The sequence below is a fragment of the Mycobacterium asiaticum genome (genome assembly GCF_001673315.1).
In the GTDB taxonomy this organism is placed as follows: Bacteria; Actinomycetota; Actinomycetes; order Mycobacteriales; family Mycobacteriaceae; genus Mycobacterium; species Mycobacterium asiaticum_B.
The window spans coordinates 1-23093 of sequence record NZ_LZLQ01000059.1 but is presented as its reverse complement, the minus strand read 5'-3'; the positions used below and the strand labels follow the sequence as shown (position 1 = coordinate 23093).

Here is a 23093-nt window from a genome sequence, read left to right as displayed (position 1 = left end):
CCAAGATCGGGAGTCTCCGGAAACGCCGGGACGGGTCAGACCGCGGGATTCCGGTCGCGCGACTCGCTGCGCTGGACAGCGCAGGCACCTTGGAGCGTCTCACGGCCGAAGGCGTGATTGCCAGGGCCACCGCGCAGCGGCCCGTCGCTGCGGGACGGTCCCGGCCCCGACCGCGGCGGCCGGTGTCTGACCAGGTCAGCGACCAGCGGCGCTGACCGGTGCCGCTCGTCTACTTCGACGCCAGCGCCTTCGTTAAACTTCTCACCACCGAGACAGGAAGCTCGCTGGCATCCGCGCTGTGGGACGGCTGCGACGCCGCATTGTCCAGCCGCCTGGCCTACCCCGAAGTCCGCGCCGCACTCGCTGCAGCAGCCCGCAATCACGACCTAACCGAATCCGAGCTCGCCGACGCCGAGCGTGACTGGGAGGACTTCTGGGCCGCCACCCGCCCAATCGAACTCACCGCCACGGTTGAACAGCACGCCGGCCGCCTCGCCCGCGCCCATGCCTTGCGCGAAGCCGACGCTGTCCATCTGGCCAGCGCGTTGGCAGTCGGCGAACCCGGCCTGATCGTCGCCGTTTGGGACCGACGCCTGCACGCCGGAGCCCAAGCCGCCGGGTGCCGACTCGCCCCCGCCCAACTCGACCCCTAATCCGACCGCTCGACGTCAGAGGTGGGTCGACCCCGGCATGGATGACGATCAGGTACCGATTCGCCAGGTCAGAACCCGTGTCGTAAGTGGCCAAGTCCCCCCTCGGACACCAAATCTGTACAGCACCTCCGGCGGAAAGCCGACGTCCGAATCCGCCGGTCGATACGCTGGCGTGGGTGCGACAGCGGCCTCTTCAGCGGGCCTCTTCAACGGGCCTCTTCAACGGGCCTCTTCAACGGGCCTCTTCAACGGGCCTCTTCAACGGGTCTCTTCAGCGACGCTCCCATGCTTTGTCCCGGAAGCAATCCCGTCGACACCGATCTGGCCCGGCGTGCGCGGGCACGCTGGGCGGCGTTCGCGCACAACGGCATTGCCGCGCTCGGGCAAACGTCGCTCGCCATCTGACCGCAACACCCGGCGAACACGGGCGGGTAGCGAGGGCGGCAGCGGCGCCCAGTCGTAGGCTTGGTGTTGCCAGCAGCCGGGAGTTTGCCCATGGACCGACCCAGTCGCTTCCTGCGGCGGACGGCGACCCGCAGGTTCCGTGACCGCCGGGAAGCCGGTCGCGTCCTTGCCGACGCCTTGGCGTCCTACCGTGCCGCATCCGGCGTGCTGGTGCTCGGACTGGCCCGTGGCGGCGTCCCGGTGGCTTGGGAAGTCGCTTCGGCGATAGGTGCCGATTTCGACGTGTTCCTGGTTCGCAAGCTGGGCGTGCCGCACTGGCCGGAACTGGCGATGGGTGCGCTGGCAAGCGGCGGCCGGGTGGTGATGAACGACGACGTGGTGGCCAGCCTGCATATCACCGACCAGCAGGTCCGAGCCGTCATCGATAGCGAGACCGCCGAACTCGAGCGTCGCGAGCAGGCGTATCGGTGCGGGCGCCCGGCGATCGACCCGCGCGGGCGGGTGGTGATCCTGGTCGACGACGGAATCGCGACCGGCGCGAGCATGCTGGCCGCCGTGCGGGCGGTGCGATCCGGCGGACCGCAGTCAGTGGTCGTCGCCGTACCGGTCGGACCGCTTTCGGCCTGTCGGCAACTTTCTGCGGAAGCCGACGACGTGGTGTGTGCGACCATGCCGGCCGCCTTCGAGGCCGTCGGACAGGTCTACGCCGACTTTCACCAGGTCAGCGACGACGAGGTGCGCCAACTCCTGGCCACGCCGACCAGCGGCGCCCCCACGGACTGACTACTTGGCGCCCTCGTCGCGGGCCGGGGCCGACTCCTGACGCGTTTCGGCGCCCGTCTCGGGCTCGGCGTCGGCCTCTTCCGGATAGTCGACGGCGTCAGCGGACTCGCCGTGGTCGAGCGCGTTGTCGTGATCCTCGTCCTGGTCCCGATCCTCGGCCGGGTCCCGATCCTCGTCCCGGTCGTGGCTATCGGCGTCGCGGTGCTGGCGTTCCCGCACCGCGTCGATGATCAACAGGATCACACCCAGCACGCTGGCACCGATACACACCCACGCCACCAGCTCGTTGCTGGTCACGACCGCGAACACTAGGGCGACGAGCCCGATCAGGGCCAGTACAAGCGCAATGATCAGCATTGGTCACCCTCCAGCCGGTGCGGGTCGACGGCTGCGGACATCAAGCCCGCGGCGCGCCCGGCCGGTTCCCAGCTAATTATTTCCCCGGTTGAATTGGTCGAACCCGCCCGCATCGGCGCTGGAATCGACCGGGGCCGCCGACCCACGCTGGCCGAGTTCCTCCAGCTGGGACTCCAGGTAGGTCTTGAGTCTGGTGCGGTATTCCCGCTCGAAGGTCCGCAACTGCTCGAGGCGACCTTCCAGCACCGTGCGCTGCTGGTTGATGGTGCCCATGATCTCGGAATGCTTGCGTTCGGCGTCGGCCTGCAGGGCGTCGGCCTTCTCCTGTGCCTGACGCAGCTGAGTCTCGGAACGGGACTGGGCGTCGGCGAGCATGCTGTCGGCACGCTGGCGCGCCTCGGAAACCGTGGTCTCGGCTGTGTGGCGGGCCTCGCTGAGGATCTGGTCGGCATTCGCGCGGGCGTCGGCCAGCATCTTGTCCGACTCGGCCTTGGCGGTGCTGGTCAGCCGGTCCGCGGTGTCCTGGGCCAGGCTGAGGACTCGGGCGGCCTTGAGGGCGTGCTCCTCGTTACTGCCGCTGCTGGGCTGCGCGGGCGCTGCTGCCGGTGCGGGCTTGACCGGCTCCGGCTCTGGCTCGTAGGTCGGAACCGGCTGGGCAACAGTCGGGGCCGCACCGCCGCTCCCCCCACCGGCGGCCAATTCCTGGTCGAGCTCGGCGATCCGCTGACGCAGATCGGAATTCTCCTCGATAAGCCGGGTCAGCTCGTTCTCAACCAGGTCGAGGAAGGCGTCAACCTCATCTTCGTTGTACCCGCGTTTGCCGATAGGCGGCTTACTGAACGCCACATTGTGGACGTCGGCAGGTGTAAGCGGCATTCTTTGTCCCCTCAAGTCCCTGGACGGTCGAACGATCTGGAAAGTGTAGAACGTAGCGGTAGCCGTCGCGCAACTGCCGCCCATCCTGTCACACCAGACTCGGCGGTTGCCGATTGGAGTAATAAATAAGGAGCAATTTCAATCTCTAAGCCAATAAATCACGTTTCTTAGATTGCAAAATCGCGCGGGTCAAAGTTGTCGCCGAATCGTGGCCGAACCGTCTCTTTACTCCGTCGGACTACTCGTACTGGGGGTCGGACAAATGGCGTCAGGCCGCCGCGCTGAACGCCAGTTGCATGCCGATGAACGCGACGAGCAACAGCACCAGGATCGACAGATCCAACCGAACGGCGCCGATGGTGATCTGAGGGATCAGCCGGCGCAGCAGCTTCACCGGCGGATCGGTGATCGACATGATGATCTCGAGGATCACCACCGTCACTCCGGTGGGACGCCAGTCCCGACTGAACGAGCGGATCCACTCAATGACAACCCGGGCGATGAGCAGCAACCAGAAGGTGAACAGCACAAAGCCGAGGATTTGAAAGAACAGCACCAACGAGAGCCCGACCTTAACGATGAGGATGACGAAACGCGTGTCGCCGCCAATGATGGCAGCGCCTGCCAGCCTACCGACCCCGCTGCCGCGCACACATCGGCCAAGCGGCCCAGCATGCGCTCAGCCCGGTCGGCCCACCTGTGACCTACCGGGCTGTGCAGCTCTGAGTGCGGTTATTGATATGCGTAGAAACCGGTTTCGGCGATCCGGCGGCGCTCTTCCGGGGACACGTCGACGTCCGCGGGCGAGAGCAGAAACACCTTGGTAGCGACCTTGTCGAACGAGCCGCGCAATGCGAAGGCCAATCCGGCGGCGAAGTCGACCAGCCTCTTGGCGTCAGCGTTGTCCATCGACACCAGGTCCATGATCACCGGGGTGCCGTCGCGGAACCGCTCGCCGATGGTGCGCGCCTCGCTGTAGTCCTTGGGGCGCAGCGTGGTGATCTTCGACAGCGGATGCCCTTCCTCGAACATCATCGCCATCCGACGTGGGTCCATCGCGAGCGCACCGCGGGTGGCACCGCGGCTGAGCCACGAGCCCAGTCGCGGCCGCGCCATGTCGGGGCGGTCGAACTCCCGCGGTTGGAAGCGGGGCTCGTCCACGTAGCCGCCGCGGTAGCTGCTGGGCGGGGGATAGTCGGCGGGTTCCGCTCGCAAGTCGACGCGCGGGTCCCGGCGGGCATCCTCGTACTCGCGGTCACGTCCTTCAAAACGGCCATATTCGTCGTCGAAGCGAGGCCGTGAATAACCCCGGGACGGCGTGCGGTCGTCGTAATACTCGTCGTCGTAATCCTCCATCGGAGCCATCCCGAAGTAGGCCTTTACCTTGTGCAGTGTGCTCATCGTTGGACCCTTCTAGCCTGGGATCTTTGTTGTCTGTGATGAAGGTGTGACTACAGTGACATTCACGGTGACGGTAACCGTCGTTGACCCAATAGCGCGGTACCGACACGCACACATGTCGAACCATGTTTGATGGCAATTTCCAGGTCGTTGGACATGCCCGCTGACAGTCCGACGGCGTTGGGGAAGTCCTGACACACCCGGCCGTGCTCCGATTGCAGCCGGTCGAAGGCCTGTTCAGGCTCCCAGTTCAGCGGCGGGATACCCATCAGACCGATCAGTTCCAAGCTCTCCGAGTTCTCCACCTGCGCGCAGATCTCATCCACTGTGCCCGCCGCGCCAACGTCGACCCCGCCGCGGGACACGTCACCGTCCAGACTGACCTGAACGTAGATCCGCAGCGGCTTGCTGCGGCGATGTTCGGCCAGGCTGCTGGTAACCGCCCGATCCAGCGCAGTCACCAGTGGGGCGCTGTCGACAGAATGTGCCGTGTGCGCCCAGCGGGCGACGGCGCGAGCTTTCTTCCGCTGAATCTGGCCCACCATGTGCCACTGCATTTCCCGCGATCCCGTCGGCTGCGAGCGCGCTAACAGCCGCGTGAGTTCGGTCACCTTGGCGGCGGCTTCCTGTTCTCGCGATTCGCCGACCGCACGACATCCCAATCGGGACAAAATCGCTACATCGGTTGCAGGGAAGAATTTGGTAATCGGCAGCAGTTCAATTTCTCCGGCATTCCGCCCGGCCGCCTCAGCGGCGCGGGCCAGTCGCGACCGCACCGCCGCCAACGCGCGCGTCAATTCTGATTGGCGCTCCGTTTCCGCTGAATCTGCCACCGCCATCGCAGTCATTCCATCCACACCAGCGACGCCAGCCGGCCGGTCGGCGCAGCGCGCCGGTGGCTGAACAGCGTCGGGTCGGCCACCGTGCAGCGCGGGTCGACCTCGATGGACGGCACGCCCAAATCGTGTAGCTGCCGGGCGATTCCGGCGCGCAGGTCCAGTCCCGGGGTACCCGCGGCGGTGGTCGTGCGACTGCCAGGCAGCGCCGCCTCCACCTCGGCGGCCATGGCCTCCGGCACCTCGTAGTTGCGGCCGCTGACCGCTGGCCCCAGCAGGGCCGAGATGTCAGCGGTGTGCGCACCCAATCTCTGCATCTCCTCCACCGCCCGGGGCACCACGCCATTCTGGGCGCCGACGCGACCGGCGTGCACGGCCGCGACGACACCGGCGCGCGCGTCGGCCAGCAGGACCGGGACACAGTCAGCTGTCACCACTGCCAGAGCCAATCGAGGCGTCGCGGTCACCACACTGTCGGTGTCGGCGACGGGCGCGCCCGGCGGTGCGTCGACAACCTCAATCCGGGTGCCGTGCACCTGGTTCATCCACACCACCCGGTCAGCGGGCAGCCCGGTGGCCTTGATCAGCCGGGATCGGTTGGCCCGCACGGCTTTCGGGTCGTCTCCGACGTGGTCGCCGAGATTGAAGGTGTCGAACGGCGGTTTCGATACACCGCCCGCCCGGGTGGTGGTGACCCGGCGGATGCGAACGCTCACGTGCCCAGTATCCGGACGCGGCTGTCTGCCATGCTGCATCGACGTCGGGCCGCAGTGTTTTGACGCCGGTTTGTCGCGCACTGGCAAGCAAACCGAGACTTCAGCGGCGCATGAAGGGCGGCACATCGACGTCGTCGTCGTCACCACCGATGCTCAAAGTCGCGCCGTTGGTGTGAATCGGCACACTGACGGCGTCGACCGGCTCGAACAGGGTCGAGGTGAGCTTGCCGGCCTTGGCCGACTCGATGCGGTGGGCCCCCCCGGTCTCGGTGCCGGTGACCGGCGTGCGGCCCGGACCCGCGTCAAAGCCGGCCGCGATCACGGTGACGCGCACCTCGTCACCGAGCGAGTCGTCGATCACGGTGCCGAAGATGATGTTGGCGTCTTGATGCGCGGCGTCCTGCACCAGCGAAGCGGCCTCGTTGATCTCGAAGAGGCCCAGGTCACTACCACCGGCGATCGACATCAGCACGCCCTGGGCGCCCTCCATCGAGGCTTCCAGCAGCGGCGAGTTGATGGCGATCTCGGCGGCTTTGAGCGAACGCCCCTCGCCGCGCGCCGAACCGATGCCCATCAGGGCGGTGCCGGCGCCGGACATGATGCCTTTGACGTCGGCGAAGTCGACGTTGATCAAGCCCGGCGTGGTGATCAGATCGGTGATGCCCTGGACGCCGTTGAGCAGTACTTCATCGGCGCTGCGGAAGGCGTCCATCAACGACACGGCCGCATCGCCCATCTGCAGCAGTCGGTCGTTGGGGATCACGATCAGGGTGTCGCAGCTTTCCCGCAGGGCGGCGATGCCGTTCTCGGCCTGATTACTACGCCGCTTGCCCTCGAAGGAGAACGGCCGGGTCACCACGCCTACGGTCAACGCGCCGAGTTTGCGGGCAATGCTGGCGACGACGGGCGCACCGCCGGTGCCGGTGCCGCCACCTTCGCCCGCGGTGACGAACACCATGTCGGCGCCGCGCAGCAGTTCCTCGATCTCTTCTTTGGCGTCCTCGGCGGCTTTCTTCCCCACTTCGGGGTCAGCACCGGCGCCCAGGCCGCGGGTGGAGTCGCGGCCGACGTCCAACTTGACGTCGGCGTCGCTCATCAACAAGGCCTGCGCGTCGGTGTTGATCGCGATGAATTCGACGCCTTTGAGGCCTTGCTCGATCATTCGGTTGACGGCATTGACGCCGCCACCACCGATACCCACGACCTTTATGACGGCCAGATAGTTGTGTGGGGGGGTCATCATTCGTCTTCCTCCCTGACGGATTCAGTTCCCTGGGTCTGCTCGAAAAGTTCCGGTGTGTCTGCTTGCAAAACCCTCAACCTCAACCATAGAGTTAGAGTTATGTCAAGTAGTTCCGCGTAACCAGAACCGTATGGGTACGACGGGCGCTAGCCGTGCAGGCGCGCCGACACGCCACACGGATTTTTCGGTTGCGCCGAGCGTGAAGGCAGCTTCACATTCGACGCCGAGCGTGAGGCTGGCTTCACGCTCGGCGCGAGGCTGGGCGCGCGAGGGTGGGCGCTAGGCGCTGGGGAGCGCTACTTGACTGTCGGCAGGTCGGGACTGGACACGTCGTAGGTGCGACCCGGCTGAGTTAACAGCGCGGCCAGTTTCTCGGCCTTCTCGTCGGCCCGGTCGGTAGTCCCCCAAATCACTACCCGCCCATCAGAGAGCGTGAGCGTGATCGACGACACCGACGGTGCCGCGATACGACCGACCTGCCCCGCGACTTCCGGTCGCAGTGCGGTCAGCACCTTCAACGCGGCCAAGGTGGCCGGGTCCGTCGGCCCCGGGTTCTCGACGTCGATATAAGGCAGCGCCGGTGGCGGCGGGTCGGTCGCGAAATCCACCCCGTCGCGGTCGAACAAGTGCGGGCCGTCGGGAAAGTCCTTCACCACCACCGGCACCCGCTCCACGATGGTGATCCGCAGCGCGGACGGATACTGTCGCTGCACCCGGGCGCTGGCCACCCGTCGGATTGCGGCCACCCGATCCGCGACCTCACTGGTGTTGATCTGCAGCAGCGGCGTGCCGACGCGCACCTGCGCGGCATCGAGTACGTCCTCGCGGGTCACCACGCCGGTCCCGGTGACGACGATGGTGCGGGCCGACATCGCCGGCGTGAAATAGAGGATCAGTGCCAGCCCGATGCCCAGCACTAGCAGCAGCACGGTCGCCAGCATCATCCGCAAACCCCGCACCACACCGCGCGCGACCGGTTTGGGTTCGGTGTAGGCATGCCCGCGGGCGCGGCGCTTGGCCTCGCGGCGGGCATGTTCGATCGCGGTGGCGCGATCCTGAGCGGCGCGGCGTTCGGCGCGTTCCCGGCGAGCGCGCCGGCGCGGACCCTCGAAATCCTCTTCCTCGGCGGGTTCCTTGGCGGGTTCGTTGGTCTGTTCCCTGGCCGGTTCCTTGGCCTGTTCCTTGGTCTGTTCCTTGACCGGCTCCGGCGTTTTCGTGGTGGCGATGGGTTCAGTGGCCGCCTCCGCGCCCTCACCTGCCCCGCTGGACGCGCTGGTCGCGCCGCCCTCGCGGGCCGCGGCGGAATCGGCCGGCGGCTCCTGCGCCGGCCCGTCTGCGACCAGGTCGGTCGGTTGACCGTCGGGGGGCTCGGTCACTGCAAGATCCCCGGCCGGCCAGGCGCGCCGCGGTTGGCCCGCACCCGCAGCGCGGTCACGATCTCAGGGCCCAGCATCGTCACATCGCCCGCGCCCATGGTCACGATCACATCGCCGGGACCCGCGGCGGCCGCCACGTACCGCGCCACCGCCGAGAAGTTCGGCAGGTAGTGGACGGGCACGCTGACGTACGCGGCGACGCTGGCTCCGCTGATGCCGGCCAGCGGTTGTTCGCGGGCACCGTACACGTCGAGCACGAACACCTCGTCGGCGCCGTTCAGGGCGTGTCCAAACTCCTGCGCGAAAGCTTTTGTGCGCGAATACAAGTGGGGTTGAAAGACAACCAATGACCGCCCGCCCCCGGTCTGCTGAACCAGCGCTCGTACCGCCGCCAGCGTCGCGCTGATCTCGGTCGGATGGTGGGCGTAATCGTCGAACACCCGCACCCCGTTGGCGGTACCCACCAGCTCGAATCGCCGACGCACCCCTTCGAACGCGGCCAGGCCGTCCAGCACGTCGTCTGTCGGCGCGCCGATCTCGGTGGCGGCCAACAGCGCGGCCAGCGCGTTGAGCGCCATGTGCCGGCCCGGCACCGACAGCCGCATCACCCGCTGTTGCGGCTCGCCGGCCAACTGAATATGGGCTATCGCTTCGGTGCCCTGTTGCTCCCATGACAACAGCCGCGCAGCAAGATCGTCACCGGTAGAGCCGTAGCGCAGGACCCGGATACCGAGCTCACCCGTGCGCTGGGCCAGCGCGGCCGAGCCCGGGTCGTCGGTGCACACCACCAGGGCGCCCCCGGGGGCGAGCCGCTCGACGAACGAATCGAATACCCCGACATAGGCGTCGGTGCTGCCGTAGAAGTCCAGGTGGTCCGATTCGATGTTGGTGACCACGGCGACATTTGGCGTGTATTCGAGCAGCGTGCCGTCGCTTTCGTCCGCCTCGGCGACGAAGTAGTCACCGCTGCCGTGGTGGGCGTTGGTCCCGGCCTCCCCCAGCTCGCCACCCACCGCGAACGACGGATCGCGCCCGCAGTGCTGCAGCGCGACGATCAGCATCGAGGTGGTCGTGGTCTTGCCGTGGGTGCCGGTGACCATCAACGTGGTCCGGCCGGCCATCAGCTTGGCCAGCACGGCCGGCCGCAACACCACCGGAATGCCGCGGCGCCGAGCCTCGACGAGCTCGGGGTTGGTCTTCGGAATAGCGGCGTGAGTGGTGATCACGGCGGTGACGCCGCCGGGCAGCAGGTCCAGCGACGACGCGTCATGACCAATACGGATCAAAGCGCCGCGCGCCCGCAACGCATGGATGCCGCGCGACTCCTTGGCATCTGAGCCCGAGACCAGCCCGCCGCGGTCGAGCAGGATGCGCGCCACGCCCGACATGCCCGCCCCGCCGATACCGACCATGTGCACCCGCTGCAATTCGGCGGGCAGCTGCTCGCTCACGAGCCCACCCCGGACTCGGGGACGGCGGGCAGCACGCCGATGCGGCCCTGTCGCGCCAGGTCCAGCGCCGCCCGGGCCACCTGCTGCGCCGCGTCGCGGTGCCCGACCTGTGCCGCCGCGGCCGTCATCGCCGCCAGCCGCGGCGCGTCGGTGAGCAGGCCCGCTACCTCCCGCGCCACCAAGTCCGGTGTCAGGTCCGGGTCGGCGACCAGCATGCCGCCGCCCGCGTTGACCACCGGCAGCGCGTTGAGCCGCTGCTCGCCGTTGCCGATCGGCAGGGGTACGTAGATGGCCGGCAGCCCGACGGCCGACACTTCGGCCACCGTCATCGCCCCGGACCGGCAGATCGCCAAGTCGGCCGCCGAGTAGGCGAGGTCCATGCGGTCCAGGTAGGGCACCGCGATGTAGGGCGGGTCGCCGGGCTCGGGCGTGCGCAACTCCAGGGTGTTCTTAGGGCCGTGCGCGTGCAGGACGGACACACCGGCCGCGGCGAGGTCCGCGGCGGCAGCCGATACCGCCCGGTTCAGGGAAACCGCGCCCTGCGAACCTCCGAATACCAGCAGCACACGGGCATCCTCGGGGAAGCCGAAGTGGGCACGTGCTTCGGCGCGCAATGCCACGCGGTCCAGCCCGGTGATGGTTGCGCGCACCGGTACCCCGACCACCTCCGCGCGGCGCAGGCCCGAATCCGGCACCGCGGACAGGATGCGGTCCGCGGTGCGGGCACCGACCCGGTTGGCGATGCCCGCCCGCGCGTTGGCCTCGTGGATCACTACCGGAATGCGCCGACGACGGCGCCCCGGCAACCCGCGGGCCGCGAGGTAGGCAGGTAGCGCGACGTAGCCGCCGAATCCGATGACGACGTCGGCGGCGACGTCGTCGAGCACCGCACGGGTCTCGCGCACCGCGCGCCACACCCTCGGTGGCAGCCGGGCCAGGTCGACGCTGGGTTTGCGCGGCAACGGCACCGGGGTGATCAGCTCTAGGTGGTAGCCGCGTTCCGGCACCAAGCGCGTTTCCAGCCCGCGGGCGGTGCCCAGTGCGGTGATCCGGACCCGCGGGTCAAGTGCGGTCAGCGCGTCGGCGACGGCCATCGCGGGTTCCACATGTCCGGCGGTCCCCCCGCCGGCCAGCACCACCGATAACGCGGCACCGGCGGGCAGGGGACTCACCCCTTGCCCGCCGGCAGACTGCCTGAGCTGGTCATTCACCCGTAACGTTGACCTTCCAATGCGCGTACGCGCCGGCTGCGACGGGGCCCGGCGTACTGCTGACCAGCTCCATTTTGCCTTTCCCGCAAATGGCCGGTACCTCCAGATCGCCGGTTCGGCCGATCCGCGGCCCGGGCCGCCGCCTGCTGCGGTCGGCCGGTGGCCCGCCGCGGCGCCTCGCGGGATGCTCGACGTGCGGGTTGCGGCCCAGGTCTCGGTTGCGGTCGCTTGCGGTCGCGGAACGCCTCCAGGCGGGTTGGCACGTACGGCGCCGGCAGCGGCAACCGCAGCAAGCGGTTCACCTTGTCGTCGCGCCCGGCTCGCAACGCGGCCACCGCTTCGGGCTCGTGCCGGGCCGCGCTCGCGATGATGCCGATTTGGGTCAACGTCGCCGCAGTCGACGTACCACCCGCCGAAATCAACGGCAGCTGCAGGCCGGTGACCGGCAACAGACCGATCACGTAGCCGATGTTGATGAATGCCTGTCCCAGCACCCACAGCGTCGTCGTCGCGGTCAACAGCCGCAGGAACGGGTCGGCCGAGCGCCGCGCGATCCGCATGCCGGTGTAGGCGAAGAGCCCGAACAGCCCGAGCAGGCCCACCGCCCCGATCAGGCCCAACTCCTCGCCGATGATCGCGAAGATGAAGTCGTTGTGCGCGTTGGGCAGGTAGTTCCACTTGGCCACGCCCTGCCCCAGTCCGTCACCGAAAATGCCGCCGTGGGCCAGTGCGTACTTGGCCTGTCTGGCCTGGTAACCCGAGTCCATCGGGTCGTCTTCGGGGTTCAGCCAGGATCGCACCCGGTCGGAGCGATACCCGGCGGAAACGGCCAGGATTCCGCCGGCGACGAATACCAGCGCCAGGGAGGAAAGGAACACCCGCAGCGGGAAGCCGGCGTACCACAGCAGCCCCAACAGAATGATGCCCAGCGAGACCGTCTGTCCCAGGTCAGGCTGCAGGACGATCAGTGTGAGCGCCACGATCGCGGCCGGCACCAACGGGATCAGCATCTCGCGCAGCGAGGCGCGTTCCATGCGCCTGGCGGCCAGCAGATGTGCACCCCAGATCGCGAACGCCATTTTGGTCAGCTCGGATGGCTGCATGGAGAAGCCGGCAACCACGAACCAGCCGCGGGAGCCGTTGGCCTCTTTGCCGATCCCGGGGACCAGCACCAGGATCAGCAACACGATGGTGAACGCGAAGCTGGTGAAGGCGATCCGCCGCATGAACTGCACCGACATCCGCAGGGCGACATAACAGCCGATCAGGCCCACGACCGTCCACATCACCTGCTTGCCGAAGATCACCCATGCCGACCCGTCGTCGTCGTAGGAACGCACCCCCGACGCCGACAGGACCATGATCAGGCCCAGCGTGGTCAACAACGCTGCGACGGCGATGATCAGGTGAAACGACGTCATGGGACGGCCCAGCCAGGCGCCGAACCGGGAGCGCGGACCGCTGGACTCAACCTTGGGCGCGGCCTTTTCCTTCTCCGGCGCTTTGTCGGGGACCGTGTCGTCGGTCTGCGTGGCGTCGACCGCAGGCTCGGCCTCGGGTGCGGCGTCGACGCTTGCCTTTTCTGCCTTGTCCCGGCGCAGCCGCCGGGTCAGTGCGTTACCCACACCGCCTACCGGACCGCGGCGCGTACGGCGGCCGCGAAGGCGTCGCCACGTGCGGCGTATCCGCTGAACTGGTCGAACGATGCGCCCGCGGGCGCCAGTAGCACTGTGTCGCCGGGTTTGGCCATGTCCCGGGCCGCGGCTACCGCGGCGTCCATCACGCGAGCGCCGACAGTCTCGCCGACGTTATTCACTTGTGTCACATTTGCAACAGGAGCCCCAGCAGTCGCATGCATCTCAACATCCTCGCCTGTAACAACCTGAACGACGGGGACATCGGGCGCGTGTCGTGATAACGCCTCGGCAACCTCTGCGCGGTCGCGGCCGATCAGCACCGCTCCGACCAGCCGCGGTGCGATGCGAGCGACCTCCGCGTAAACGGACGCGCCCTTGAGCATGCCGCCGGCCAACCACACCACCCGGGGGTAGGCCAGCACGGAAGCCTCGGCGGCGTGCGGGTTGGTGGCCTTGGAATCGTCGACATAGGTCACGCCGCCGACGACGGCGACGATTTCCGAGCGATGCCGGCCGGGCCGGAATCCGGCCAGTGCCGCCGCGATTGCCTCGGCGGACACCCCGACGCTGCGCGCCAGCGCCGCGGCCGCCAGGGCGTCGAGGACGCCGACCGGACCCGGAACCGGTATCGAATCCACCGGCAACAACGACAGATCATCGGCGAAGGCACGGTCGACGAGCTGCCCGGCGCGTACACCGAGCTCTCCCGGGCCCGGTTCGCCGAGCCGGAAGCCGACCCGGATGGGGGCTCGGGCGGTGTCTCGCAGTGCAGCCGCCCGGGCGTCGTCCAGCCCGACGACGGCGACCCGGCCGGTCAGCACCCGGGCCTTGGCCGCGGTGTAGTCGGCCATGGTGTGATGCCAATCCAGATGGTCTTCGGCGATGTTGAGCACCACGCCCGCCTCGGGTCGCAACGACGGCGCCCAGTACAGCTGGAAGCTGGACAGCTCCACGGCAAGCACCTCGGCAGGCCGGTCGAGCACATCGAGTACCGGGTCACCGATGTTGCCGCACACTACGCTGCGCAGCCCCCCGGCCAGCAGCATCTCGTGCAGCATCGAAGTGGTGGTGGTCTTGCCGTTGGTGCCGGTGACCGCAAGCCAGCGGCGCGGCGGCCCGTAGTGTTCCGCCGAGTCGAGCCGCCAAGCCAGCTCCACATCACCCCAGATCGGTACGCCCGCCTCGGTGGCGGCGGCCAGCACAGGCGTGGACGGCTGGAAGCCGGGACTGGTCACCACCAGCTGGAATTCGCGGATCCGGGCAATCGCGGCCACCGGATCCAGCGTGGCGACGCCGTTCTCGGCATGCGGCGCCAGCATGGCGGGATCGTCGTCGCACAGTGTCGGCACGGCACCGAAGCGGGCCAACGCCGCCAGCACCGCCCGGCCGGTCACCCGCGCACCGGCAATCAGCACCGGCGCACCGGGCGCCAACGGGTCCAGCACCTCAGGCACCGATCGTGGAGAGCCACTCACCGTAGAACAGGGCCACGCCCAGACCGCAGGTGATTGCGGTGAGCAACCAGAACCGGATGATCACCGTGGTTTCGGCCCAGCCGACCAGCTCGAAATGGTGATGGAAAGGCGCCATCCGGAAGACCCGTCGGCCGGTAGTGCGGAAGGCCAGGATCTGCAGCACCACCGAGGTCACCTCGGCGACGAACAACGAACCCAGCACAACGGCCAGCATCTCAGTGCGGCTGGTCACTGACAGTCCGGCGATGATGCCACCGAGCGCCAGCGACCCGGTGTCACCCATGAAGATCTTGGCGGGCGCGGCGTTCCACCACAGGAAGCCGATGCAGGCCCCCGCCGTGGCGGCGGCGATCAACGCCAGGTCCAACGGGTCCCGCACGTTGTAGCAGGCCAGGCCCGGCGCGGTGACGCAGGCGTTGCGGTACTGCCAGAAGGTGATCAACACGTAGGCGCCGGTGACCATCGCCATGCAGCCCGCGGCCAGGCCGTCCAGGCCGTCGGTGAAGTTGACCGCGTTCGACCAGGCGCTGACCACGATGACGCAGAACAGCACGAACACCGCGGGCGCGAACGTGACGGTGGCAATCTCGCGCACGTAGGACAGGTCGGCGCTGGCCGGGGTCAGGCCGGCGTTGTTCGGGAACTGCAGCACGAGCACCGCGAACAGCACGGCGGCGGCGATCTGCCCGAGGGCTTTGGCGGTCTTGTTCAGGCCGAGGTTGCGCGATCGGCGGATCTTGATCATGTCGTCGATGAATCCGACGCCGCCCAGCGCGGTGGCCAGGCCCAACACCAGCAGACCCGAGGCGGATATGCCTTCGCCGTCGAACGCCAATCCGGCGAGGTGGGTACCGAGGTAGCCGGCCCAGATGCCGGCCAGGATGGCCACGCCGCCCATCGACGGGGTCCCACGTTTGCCTTTGTGGGTCGGGGGGCCGTCCTCGCGGACCTGGTGGCCGAAGCCCTGTCGGGTGAACATCCGGATCAGTGCCGGCGTGAGCAGGATGGACACGGTCGCCGCGATGGCGACGGCGATCAAGATCTGTCTCACGGCCGCGCGGCTCCCTCGTCGGCACTGTCGGCGACTTCATCGGCACTGTCGGCGGCGAGCGCGTCGGCGAGTGCCCCCAGACCGGCCGAGTTGGACGCCTTGACCAGCACCACGTCCCCGGGCCGCAGCTCGGCGCGCAGCAGCGCAAGCGCGGCGTCGCGGTCTGCCACGTTGACGGCCTCACTCCCCCAGGAGCCCTCCATCACAGCTCCTTGGTGCATGGCGCTCATCGGCCTCCCGGTTCCCACGACAACGAGTCGAGACACATCTAATCGCACCGCGAGCCGGCCGATGCGATCGTGCTCGGATATGGCGTCCTCCCCGAGCTCGGCCATCTCTCCCAATACCGCCCAGCTGCGGCGGTTTTCGCCGGCGGGGTCTGCGCCCCCGCGCGCAATCCAGGCCAGTGCCTGCAGGCCGGCCCGCATCGAGTCAGGATTGGCGTTGTACGCGTCGTCGATCACGGTCACGCCGTCGGCGCGGGTGGTGACGTGCATGCGGCGTCGCGACACCGGTCCCGCTCCCGCGAGCGCGGCCGCTACTTGCTCGACGCCGGCGCCGCATTCCAGTGCGACCGCCCCTGCGCACAGCGCGTTGCTGACCTGATGGTCGCCGAAGACCCCGAGCCGGACCTCGGCTGCTGTGGCGCCGGCATGGAGGGTGAACTGCGGCCTGGCGAGTTCGTCGAGCGTCACCGGGCCGGCCCAGATGTCGCCGTCGCTGGTGCGGCTGACCCGGACCACGCGGGCCGAGGTGACGGCCGCCATTGCCGCCACGGCCGGGTCGTCGGCGTTGAGGATGACCACTCCGGGCGGCGGAACAGCTTGGGCCAGTTCGGATTTGGTGCGTGCGATGGCCTCCCGGGAACCGAACTCACCCAGGTGGGCGGTGCCGACGTTGAGGACCACACCGATGGACGGCGTTGCGATCTCGGCCAGCGCGGCGATGTTGCCGGGATGGCGCGCCGACATCTCCAGAACCAGGTAATCGGTGGCCCGGGTCGCGCGCAGCACCGTCCAGGGGTGTCCGAGCTCGTTGTTGAACGATCCGGGCGGAGCGACCACCTCGCCCAGCGGCGCCAACACCGCGGCTACCAGGTCCTTGGTGGACGTCTTACCCGAGGATCCGGTGATCCCGATGATGGTCAGGCCGCCTGCGACCAGTTCGGCGGCCACCGCCCGGGCCAGCCGGGCCAACCCGGCCAGCACCGCGGCACCCGATCCGTCGGCGTCGTGTTCGAGCACGCCGGCCCGGCCGTCGACCGCAGCCCGCGGAGTCACCACGATCGCGGGCACACCGACCGGGCGGGCGGCCAGCACCACGGCCGCGCCGGCCGAAACCGCGGCCGCCGCGTGATCGTGTCCGTCAGCGCGCGCACCGGGCAGCGCCAGGAACAACCCGCCCGGACCAACGGCGCGAGAATCGAATTCGACGGTTCCGGTGACGCGGGTGGTTGCGGCCCGCTCCGGCGAGATGTCGGACAGGGTGCCCCCGACGATCTCGGCGATCTCGGCGATCGTCAGGTCGATCATCGGCCCGCCGCCAGGGCTTCCAGCGCTTCGGCGAGTTCGGTGCGGTCGTCGAACGGGCGGGTCTCCTCGCCGACGCGCTGCCCGGTCTCATGCCCCTTGCCGGCGATCAGCACGACGTCACCAGGCTTGGCCCAGGCCACCGCGTGCCGGATTGCGGCGCGACGGTCGGGGATCTCGACCACCGCCGGACCATTGCCGGCGCCGGTCAGGATCTGCCGGCGGATCGCGGCGGGATCTTCGCCTCGGGGGTTGTCGTCGGTGACGACGACCAGATCGGCGAGTTCGGCGGCCACCGCGCCCATCGGTGCCCGCTTGCCCGGGTCGCGGTCGCCGCCGGCGCCGAACACCACTGCCAGCCGGCGGCCCGGCCGCGTCAGGGTGGTCAGCACAGCGCGCAGCGCGCCCGGCTTGTGGGCGTAGTCGACCAGGGCCAGGAAATCCTGGCCGCGGTCGACCTGTTCGAGTCGCCCCGGGACGCGGGTCTGTCGCAGCCCCGGCGCCGCCTGCTCCGGGGACACCCCGACGACGTCCAGGATAGCCAGTGCGACAAGCGAATTGGCGACGTTGTAGTGCCCGGGCAGATTGATGGCGACGCGGTGGTGCACGCCGGCGGGGTCGATGACGGTGAATTCCTGCCCGGCAGCACCACTGGACGCCACGTCGACGGCGCGCCAGTGCGCGGGCTGATCGGTGACACTCACCGTGATCGCGTCACCGGCCCGGGCGGCCATGGCACGTCCGGCGTCGTCGTCGACGCACACCACCACGGTGCGCGCCCGCAGTGCCGACGCCGGGTCGAACAGCAGTGCCTTGGCCTCGAAATACGCTTCCATGCTCGGGTGGAAGTCCAGGTGGTCGCGCGACAGGTTGGTGAAGGCGCCGACCGTGAATTCAGTGCCGTCCACCCGGCCGAGGGTCAGCGCGTGGCTGGACACCTCCATCACCACGGTGTCCACGCCGCGCTCGGCCATCGCCGCGAACATGGCTTGCAACGCGGGCGCCTCCGGGGTGGTCAGCGCGCTGGGGATGTCGGCGCCGTCGATGCGGATGCCGATGGTGCCGACCAGGCCGGCCACCCGGCCGGCAGCCCGCAGACCCGCCTCCACCAGGTAGGTCGTGGTGGTCTTGCCGGACGTGCCGGTGATCCCGACGATCCGCACCCGGTCGGACGGGCGCCCGTACACCGTGGCGGCCAACCCGCCCAGTACGCCGCGGGGCGCAGGATGCACCAGGACCGGCACAGCGGCCGCGTGCGGACCCATCTCTGCGACCCCGTCGGCATCGGTCAGCACCGCGACGGCACCCCGGTCGATCGCCGTGCCTGCGTGCCGTGCACCGTGCGTGACCGAGCCGGGCAGCGCGGCGAACAAGTCACCCGGGCGCACGTCCTGGCCGCGCAAGGTCACCCCCGTGACGGGGATCGCCCCGCCGGATTGGTCGGTCAGCTCCGCACCGACCTGAGCGGCCAGCGTGGCCAGCGGCACGCCCGCTCCCACGCTGGGGCGCAGATCCGCAGGCACCACCGCCACCTCCGTCCGACGCTTGGATCAGCCTTGACACCCTACCTAGCCCGGGTGCGGTACCGCGCCTTCCGGCGCGCTGCCAGGTGCAGCGGAGTGCTACATCGCCTGCAGGGTCAGCGGCGGTCCCGGGTCGGGCGACAGCGGGACGTTCTCGCGCTGCATCAGCCAGCCCGCAATGTTGTGGAACAGCGGCGCCGCCGAGTGACCCGGCGTTCCGTCGGCGTTGCGCTGCGGGTTGTCCATCATGATGCCGATGACATAGCGGGGATTGTCGACGGTGGCCATGCCCGCGAAGGTGATCCAGTAGACGTCGTCGAAGTAGCAACCGCAACCGGGGTTGATCTGCTGCGCGGTTCCGGTCTTGCCGGCCATCTGGTAACCGGGTACCGCGGCCGCGGAGCCGGTGCCCTGCTGGTAGCCCATCGGGTCCTTCTGCACGACCGCGCGCAACATCTCACGCACCGTCTGGGCGGTCTGCGCCGAGACCACCCGCACGCCTTCGGGCCGCGGCTCCTCGGTGCGGGTGCCGTCTGCGGCGACGGTGGCCTTGAGGATCCGCGGCGGAATCCGCACCCCGTCGTTGGCGACGGTTTGATACATACCGGCCATTTGTAGCAGGGTCATCGAAACACCCTGGCCGATCGGAAGATTGGAGAAGGTACTGCCAGACCACTGGTCGATCGGCGGCACCAGGCCGGCGCTCTCGCCGGGCAGCCCGACGCCGGTGCGCTGACCCAGCCCGAACTTGCGGACCATGTCATAGAAGCGTTCGGGCCCCACCCGCTGCGCCAGCATGAGCGTGCCCACGTTGGACGACTTCCCGAAGACACCGGTCGTGGTGTAGGGCATCACGCCGTGCTCCCAGGCGTCGTGAATGTTGACCCCACCCATCGAGATGGTGCCGGGCACCTGCAGCACTTCGTCGGGGTTGCTCAGCCCGTACTCGATGACCGAGGCGGCGGTGATGATCTTGTTCACCGAACCCGGCTCGAAGGGCGAGGACACCGGCAGGTTGCCCAATTGCCGGTCGCCCTGGCGGCCGATGTCCTGTGACGGGTCGAAGGTGTTGTCGTTGGCCATGGCCAGCACTTCGCCGGTCTTGGCGTCGAGCACGACCGCGGACACGGTGTGAGCACCCGACACGTCCTTGGCCTGCTGTACCTGCTGCTGGACGTAGAACTGGATGTCGTCGTCGAGGGTGAGTTGGACGGTGGATCCATGCACCGCCTTGTGCCGGTTGCGGTAGCTGCCGGGAATGACGACGCCGTCGGAGCCGCGGTCGTAAGTGACCGAGCCGTCGGTTCCGGCGAGCATCGCGTCCAGCGAGTCCTCCAGACCGAGCAGGCCGTGCCCGTCCCAGTCGATGCCGCCGACGATGTTGGCCGCCAGTGATCCGCCCGGGTACTGACGCAGGTCCTGGCGCTCCGATCCGACCTCGGGATATTTAGCCGAAATCGCATGTGCGATCGCAGGATCGACATTACGGGCCAGGTAGACGAAGGTCTCGTTGCTCTGCAACTTCTTGAGCAGGGTCGCGGCGTCCGGCTTGTTGTTCAGCTTGCCCGCAACTTCCTTGGCGATGTCCTTGAGCCGCTCCTGCGGGTCCGGCGCGTGCGGCGACTTCTTCCGGGCCTCCTCCAGCTGCTCACGAATCCGCTTGGGCTGGAACGTCAACGCCCGCGCCTCGATGGTGAAGGCCAACCGGTCGTTGTGACGGTCGATGATGGCGCCGCGAATAGCGCGTTCGACGTCGGTGACCTTCAGCTGCCCGGCGGCCTGCGCGTTGAGCTGGGGCGCATTGGAAACCTGCAGATAGAACAGTTGCGATACGGCCACCAGCATTAACACGCAGATGACGATGTTGCCGGCCCGGTGGCGGAAGACGAACGACGCACCCCGGCTGGCCACCTCGACCGCCTGGCGGGTGCGCCGCTCACGGGCGGAGTGACCCGTCTCGGGACGCGCGGTGGCGCGAGACTGCTTGGCTTGCTTCGGTTTCCGGGATCGCTTGGGTTGACCGGCGTCCTGGGTAGCACGCGACTTGCGGGACCCCCCTCGGGGGTCTGCTGACCGCGGGTCCCGCCTCACCGCGGGATCCCTGGCACGGTCGGCGCCACCGGCGCGGCGGGGACGACCTGTTCGCCGGTGCCCGGCGCCGTCGAGACCCCATGCACGTCGGGAACGGTGGGGGCGGTGGGCAATCCGGGGACCGGCGCTCCCGGGATGGGCGCGGGAACCGGCGGTGGCATCTGAACAGGCGGCGCTACCTGAACCTGTGGCGCTAGCTGGGCCGGCGGCGTTGTTTGACCCGGCGGCGGGGCCTGAACCTGTGGCACCGCTTGAACCGGCGGCGCCTGAACCTGTGGCACCGCCTGGCCTGGCACGGCTTGAATCGGCGGCACCGCCTGGCCCGGCACGGTCGGAACCTGCCCCGGCGCTCCGTGCAACGGGTCCAGGACGGTCGGCGCCTGGCCGGGCAGCGCGGGCAGTCCGGGCAGTTGCGCACCGCCCAGCGTGGACGATCCGTCGGGTCCCCGCAGCAGCACCTGTGGGCCGGTCCGGGCAGGCTGTGCCGGGTCGCCGGGGGCGGGCAGCACCCGCACCGCCACCTCCGGTGGCGTGACCGGCGGCTTGGGCGGCGGTGGCGGCCCCTCGTCGGGCAGCTTGGAGTTCAGTGGCGGCGGTGGAACGCCGTCGGCGGGTTTGGGTGTGCCGACCACCACCCAGTTGCCGTCCGGGGCCTGGACAAGATGGGCGGTGTCCCGGGTGGGGATCATGCCCTGCTTGCGTGCCGCTTCGGCCAGAGCCGGAGCGGACTCCGCCTCACGCACGTCGCGCTCGAGCGCCTCCTTCTGCTGTTGCAGCATGCGGGTGCGCTCGCGGGCGTGGCTGAGTTGGTAGGACCGTTCGGCGGCATCGGTTGACAACCACAGCGTCAGAGCCAGTCCGACGCCAAGCGACCCGATGACCAGTACGACGAACGGGACCCGGTTCAGCAACGTGTGCGGCCGCAGGTCGATCTGCGCCAGCCGGACGGCCAACCGTTCGGACAGTTTAGGCCGAACGACCTTGGGCGCCTTCGCCTTCCGTGCCTTGGAACGAGCCTTGGCCTGGCTGGCGTTCTTGGGGCGCGCCGGCCGGTCGACCGGGCGGGCTATCGGGCTGGTCTGCGGTCCCGACCTCGGCGCCCGGCTCTCACGCGCGGGTGCCGTGGACTTCCCGGCCCGGACCCGGGCCCGGCCGCGGCGCGATGGCGAGTCGACCGGGGTACGCATGCCGGCGGCACCGGTGCGTCGACCGCGACGCTCGCCCTCGCGGCGTTTCGTCGCCTCGCGCTTTGTGCTCATGCCTCCGCCTTCCCGTTCAACCGCTCGACTCGTCGCAGGGCCCGCAACCGCACCGGGGTGCTGCGTGGGTTGCGTTCCATTTCGGTCGCATCAGCCCGTTCCGCTCCCCGCGTCAACGAGGTGAATGACGGTCCGTGGCCGGGAAGTTCGACCGGGAGCCCCGGTGGGGTGCGGGAGGCCGTCGCGTCGGCGAACGCCCGCTTGACGATCCGGTCTTCAAGGGATTGGTAAGCCAGCACCACGATGCGCCCGTCCAGCGCCAAGGCGTCCAGCGCGGCGGGCACGGCGGCGCGCAGCGAGCCCAGTTCATCGTTGACCGCGATGCGCAGCGCCTGGAAGGTGCGTTTGGCCGGGTGCCCGCCGGTGCGCCGGGCCGGCGCCGGAATCGCCTCGTACAGCAGGGCGACCAGTTCGGCGGTCGAGGTGAACGGGGTGCGGGCGCGGCGGCGGACGATCTGGGCAGCGATGCGGCGGGCGAACCGCTCCTCACCGTAGCGGTGCAGGATGCCGGCCAGCTCGGCCTCGGGGTAGGTGTTGACGATATCGGCAGCCGTCAACGGCGCAGATGGGTCCATCCGCATGTCCAGAGGTGCGTCTTTGGCGTAAGCGAATCCCCGCTCGGCACGATCGAGCTGCATCGAGGACACCCCGAGATCGAACAGCACACCGTCTACCGATTCCGTTGTGCGGTAACCCGATTCGGCAAGAGCTGCGGAGATACCGTCGTAGCGGGTGTGTACCAGGGTGAGCCGGTCGGTGAAGCGGGCCAGTCGGTTACCGGCGATTTCCAGCGCGCTTGGGTCGCGTTCGAGTCCGATCACTCGCAGGCCCGGCAACTCGGTCAGAAACAGTTCGGTGTGCCCACCGGCGCCCAGCGTGGCATCGACGAACACCGCGCCAGAACCGTCGGCATTACGGCGGGTCAACGCCGGGCCGAGCAACTCGAGGCACCGCTGCGCCATGACCGGCACATGACCGAAATCGCCTGCGCCGGAACGTGACCCGTCGGGGTTAGGCATCGTGACCCCTCCCCGGCCGGCGCGGCCTAGTTGGCGGCCCGCCCGTGCACCGAGGCCCCTGTCCGAGACGCACCTGGCGTTGGGGAAGTACGCCAGGGTCGGTTCGGGCAGAGACCACGGTGCACAGGCATGCACCTCAGAAGATGTCGCCGAGTGCTTCATCGCTGGCCGCGGAGAAGTTCTCTTCATGAATTTGCTGAT

At 68.8% G+C, this 23093-nt stretch carries 19 protein-coding genes and 3 pseudogenes; 3 read left to right on the top strand and 19 right to left on the bottom strand.

Annotation, left to right across the window (positions count from 1 at the left end; all coding sequences use genetic code 11):
* Positions 1 to 35 precede the first annotated feature (35 nt).
* The 3 genes and pseudogenes from A5636_RS25350 to A5636_RS09095 form a co-directional block, all read left to right on the top strand.
* A pseudogene (locus tag A5636_RS25350) lies at positions 36 to 215 on the top strand (type II toxin-antitoxin system Phd/YefM family antitoxin); the annotation flags it as partial.
* A gap of 3 nt (positions 216 to 218) precedes the next feature.
* Complete coding sequence (locus tag A5636_RS09100; RefSeq protein ID WP_012394840.1) at positions 219 to 653, top strand: type II toxin-antitoxin system VapC family toxin; 435 nt, start codon at positions 219 to 221, stop codon at positions 651 to 653.
* Positions 654 to 1109: 456 nt separating this feature from the next.
* Positions 1110 to 1841: pseudogene (locus A5636_RS09095) on the top strand (phosphoribosyltransferase); the annotation flags it as partial.
* Here A5636_RS09095 and A5636_RS09090 read toward each other — a convergent pair.
* The 19 genes and pseudogenes from A5636_RS09090 to A5636_RS26050 form a co-directional block, all read right to left on the bottom strand.
* Positions 1842 to 2198 carry a phage holin family protein gene (locus A5636_RS09090; protein ID WP_065158348.1) on the bottom strand — a complete coding sequence of 119 codons (357 nt, stop codon included), beginning with the start codon at positions 2196 to 2198 and terminating at the stop codon, positions 1842 to 1844.
* 72 nt (positions 2199 to 2270) lie between these two features.
* Positions 2271 to 3074, bottom strand: a complete 804-nt coding sequence (gene wag31 / locus A5636_RS09085; RefSeq protein ID WP_065158347.1) for a DivIVA-like cell division protein Wag31 — start codon at positions 3072 to 3074, stop codon at positions 2271 to 2273.
* 268 nt (positions 3075 to 3342) lie between these two features.
* Positions 3343 to 3633 (bottom strand): YggT family protein, encoded by a 291-nt coding sequence (locus A5636_RS09080; protein ID WP_036361001.1) that lies wholly within the window; start codon positions 3631 to 3633, stop codon positions 3343 to 3345.
* 173 nt (positions 3634 to 3806) lie between these two features.
* Entirely contained in the window at positions 3807 to 4475 is a 669-nt protein-coding gene (locus tag A5636_RS09075) for a cell division protein SepF (protein ID WP_065158346.1), read from the bottom strand.
* Between the two features lie 62 nt (positions 4476 to 4537).
* Positions 4538 to 5314 (bottom strand): YggS family pyridoxal phosphate-dependent enzyme, encoded by a 777-nt coding sequence (locus tag A5636_RS09070; RefSeq protein WP_065158392.1) that lies wholly within the window; start codon positions 5312 to 5314, stop codon positions 4538 to 4540.
* Between the two features lie 5 nt (positions 5315 to 5319).
* A complete protein-coding gene (gene pgeF, locus A5636_RS09065) occupies positions 5320 to 6027 on the bottom strand; it encodes a peptidoglycan editing factor PgeF (RefSeq protein WP_065158345.1) in 708 nt (235 codons plus the stop codon).
* Between the two features lie 100 nt (positions 6028 to 6127).
* Positions 6128 to 7267, bottom strand: a complete 1140-nt coding sequence (gene ftsZ / locus A5636_RS09060) for a cell division protein FtsZ (RefSeq protein WP_065131513.1) — start codon at positions 7265 to 7267, stop codon at positions 6128 to 6130.
* Positions 7268 to 7566: 299 nt separating this feature from the next.
* Positions 7567 to 8613 carry a cell division protein FtsQ/DivIB gene (locus A5636_RS09055; RefSeq protein ID WP_437339815.1) on the bottom strand — a complete coding sequence of 349 codons (1047 nt, stop codon included), beginning with the start codon at positions 8611 to 8613 and terminating at the stop codon, positions 7567 to 7569.
* 29 nt (positions 8614 to 8642) lie between these two features.
* Positions 8643 to 10058, bottom strand: a complete 1416-nt coding sequence (gene murC / locus A5636_RS09050) for a UDP-N-acetylmuramate--L-alanine ligase (protein ID WP_065158391.1) — start codon at positions 10056 to 10058, stop codon at positions 8643 to 8645.
* Positions 10059 to 10093: 35 nt separating this feature from the next.
* Positions 10094 to 11308 (bottom strand): undecaprenyldiphospho-muramoylpentapeptide beta-N-acetylglucosaminyltransferase, encoded by a 1215-nt coding sequence (gene murG / locus A5636_RS09045; RefSeq protein ID WP_065158344.1) that lies wholly within the window; start codon positions 11306 to 11308, stop codon positions 10094 to 10096.
* On the bottom strand, positions 11305 to 12933 hold the full coding sequence (ftsW, locus tag A5636_RS09040; RefSeq protein WP_065158343.1) for a putative lipid II flippase FtsW: 1629 nt from the start codon (positions 12931 to 12933) through the stop codon (positions 11305 to 11307). The genes murG and ftsW overlap by 4 nt, the downstream gene beginning before the upstream one ends.
* 5 nt (positions 12934 to 12938) lie before the next feature.
* Positions 12939 to 14390: a UDP-N-acetylmuramoyl-L-alanine--D-glutamate ligase gene (gene murD, locus A5636_RS09035; RefSeq protein WP_065158342.1), complete on the bottom strand. Its 1452-nt coding sequence runs from the start codon at positions 14388 to 14390 to the stop codon at positions 12939 to 12941.
* A 1-nt stretch (position 14391) separates the two neighbouring features.
* Entirely contained in the window at positions 14392 to 15471 is a 1080-nt protein-coding gene (gene mraY / locus A5636_RS09030) for a phospho-N-acetylmuramoyl-pentapeptide-transferase (RefSeq protein ID WP_065158341.1), read from the bottom strand.
* A complete protein-coding gene (locus tag A5636_RS09025) occupies positions 15468 to 17003 on the bottom strand; it encodes a UDP-N-acetylmuramoyl-tripeptide--D-alanyl-D-alanine ligase (protein WP_065158340.1) in 1536 nt (511 codons plus the stop codon). Before A5636_RS09025 ends, mraY begins: the two co-directional genes overlap by 4 nt.
* On the bottom strand, positions 17000 to 18532 hold the full coding sequence (locus tag A5636_RS09020) for a UDP-N-acetylmuramoyl-L-alanyl-D-glutamate--2,6-diaminopimelate ligase (RefSeq protein WP_155763715.1): 1533 nt from the start codon (positions 18530 to 18532) through the stop codon (positions 17000 to 17002). Before A5636_RS09020 ends, A5636_RS09025 begins: the two co-directional genes overlap by 4 nt.
* 90 nt (positions 18533 to 18622) lie before the next feature.
* Complete coding sequence (locus tag A5636_RS09015) at positions 18623 to 20614, bottom strand: peptidoglycan D,D-transpeptidase FtsI family protein (protein WP_065158339.1); 1992 nt, start codon at positions 20612 to 20614, stop codon at positions 18623 to 18625.
* The gene (locus tag A5636_RS09010) at positions 20611 to 21873 is read right to left on the bottom strand and encodes a hypothetical protein (protein WP_065158338.1); all 1263 of its coding nucleotides are present in this window, start codon (positions 21871 to 21873) and stop codon (positions 20611 to 20613) included. Before A5636_RS09010 ends, A5636_RS09015 begins: the two co-directional genes overlap by 4 nt.
* Positions 21870 to 23054 (bottom strand): 16S rRNA (cytosine(1402)-N(4))-methyltransferase RsmH, encoded by a 1185-nt coding sequence (gene rsmH / locus A5636_RS09005; RefSeq protein ID WP_081287693.1) that lies wholly within the window; start codon positions 23052 to 23054, stop codon positions 21870 to 21872. Before rsmH ends, A5636_RS09010 begins: the two co-directional genes overlap by 4 nt.
* A pseudogene (locus A5636_RS26050) lies at positions 23029 to 23093 on the bottom strand (division/cell wall cluster transcriptional repressor MraZ); the annotation flags it as partial. The gene rsmH and the pseudogene A5636_RS26050, both read right to left, overlap by 26 nt.

What these genes read in the sequence shown, in the direction of transcription:
- A5636_RS09090 (WP_065158348.1), bottom strand. Translation starts at nt 2,198, where the DNA reads ATGCTGATCATTGCGCTTGTACTGGCCCTGATCGGGCTCGTCGCCCTA.
- wag31 (WP_065158347.1), bottom strand. Translation starts at nt 3,074, where the DNA reads ATGCCGCTTACACCTGCCGACGTCCACAATGTGGCGTTCAGTAAGCCG.
- A5636_RS09075 (WP_065158346.1), bottom strand. Translation starts at nt 4,475, where the DNA reads ATGAGCACACTGCACAAGGTAAAGGCCTACTTCGGGATGGCTCCGATG.
- A5636_RS09070 (WP_065158392.1), bottom strand. Translation starts at nt 5,314, where the DNA reads ATGGCGGTGGCAGATTCAGCGGAAACGGAGCGCCAATCAGAATTGACG.
- ftsZ (WP_065131513.1), bottom strand. Translation starts at nt 7,267, where the DNA reads ATGACCCCCCCACACAACTATCTGGCCGTCATAAAGGTCGTGGGTATC.
- murC (WP_065158391.1), bottom strand. Translation starts at nt 10,058, where the DNA reads ATGGTCGGTATCGGCGGGGCGGGCATGTCGGGCGTGGCGCGCATCCTG.
- A5636_RS09025 (WP_065158340.1), bottom strand. Translation starts at nt 17,003, where the DNA reads ATGATCGACCTGACGATCGCCGAGATCGCCGAGATCGTCGGGGGCACC.
- A5636_RS09010 (WP_065158338.1), bottom strand. Translation starts at nt 21,873, where the DNA reads ATGAGCACAAAGCGCGAGGCGACGAAACGCCGCGAGGGCGAGCGTCGC.
- rsmH (WP_081287693.1), bottom strand. Translation starts at nt 23,054, where the DNA reads ATGAAGCACTCGGCGACATCTTCTGAGGTGCATGCCTGTGCACCGTGG.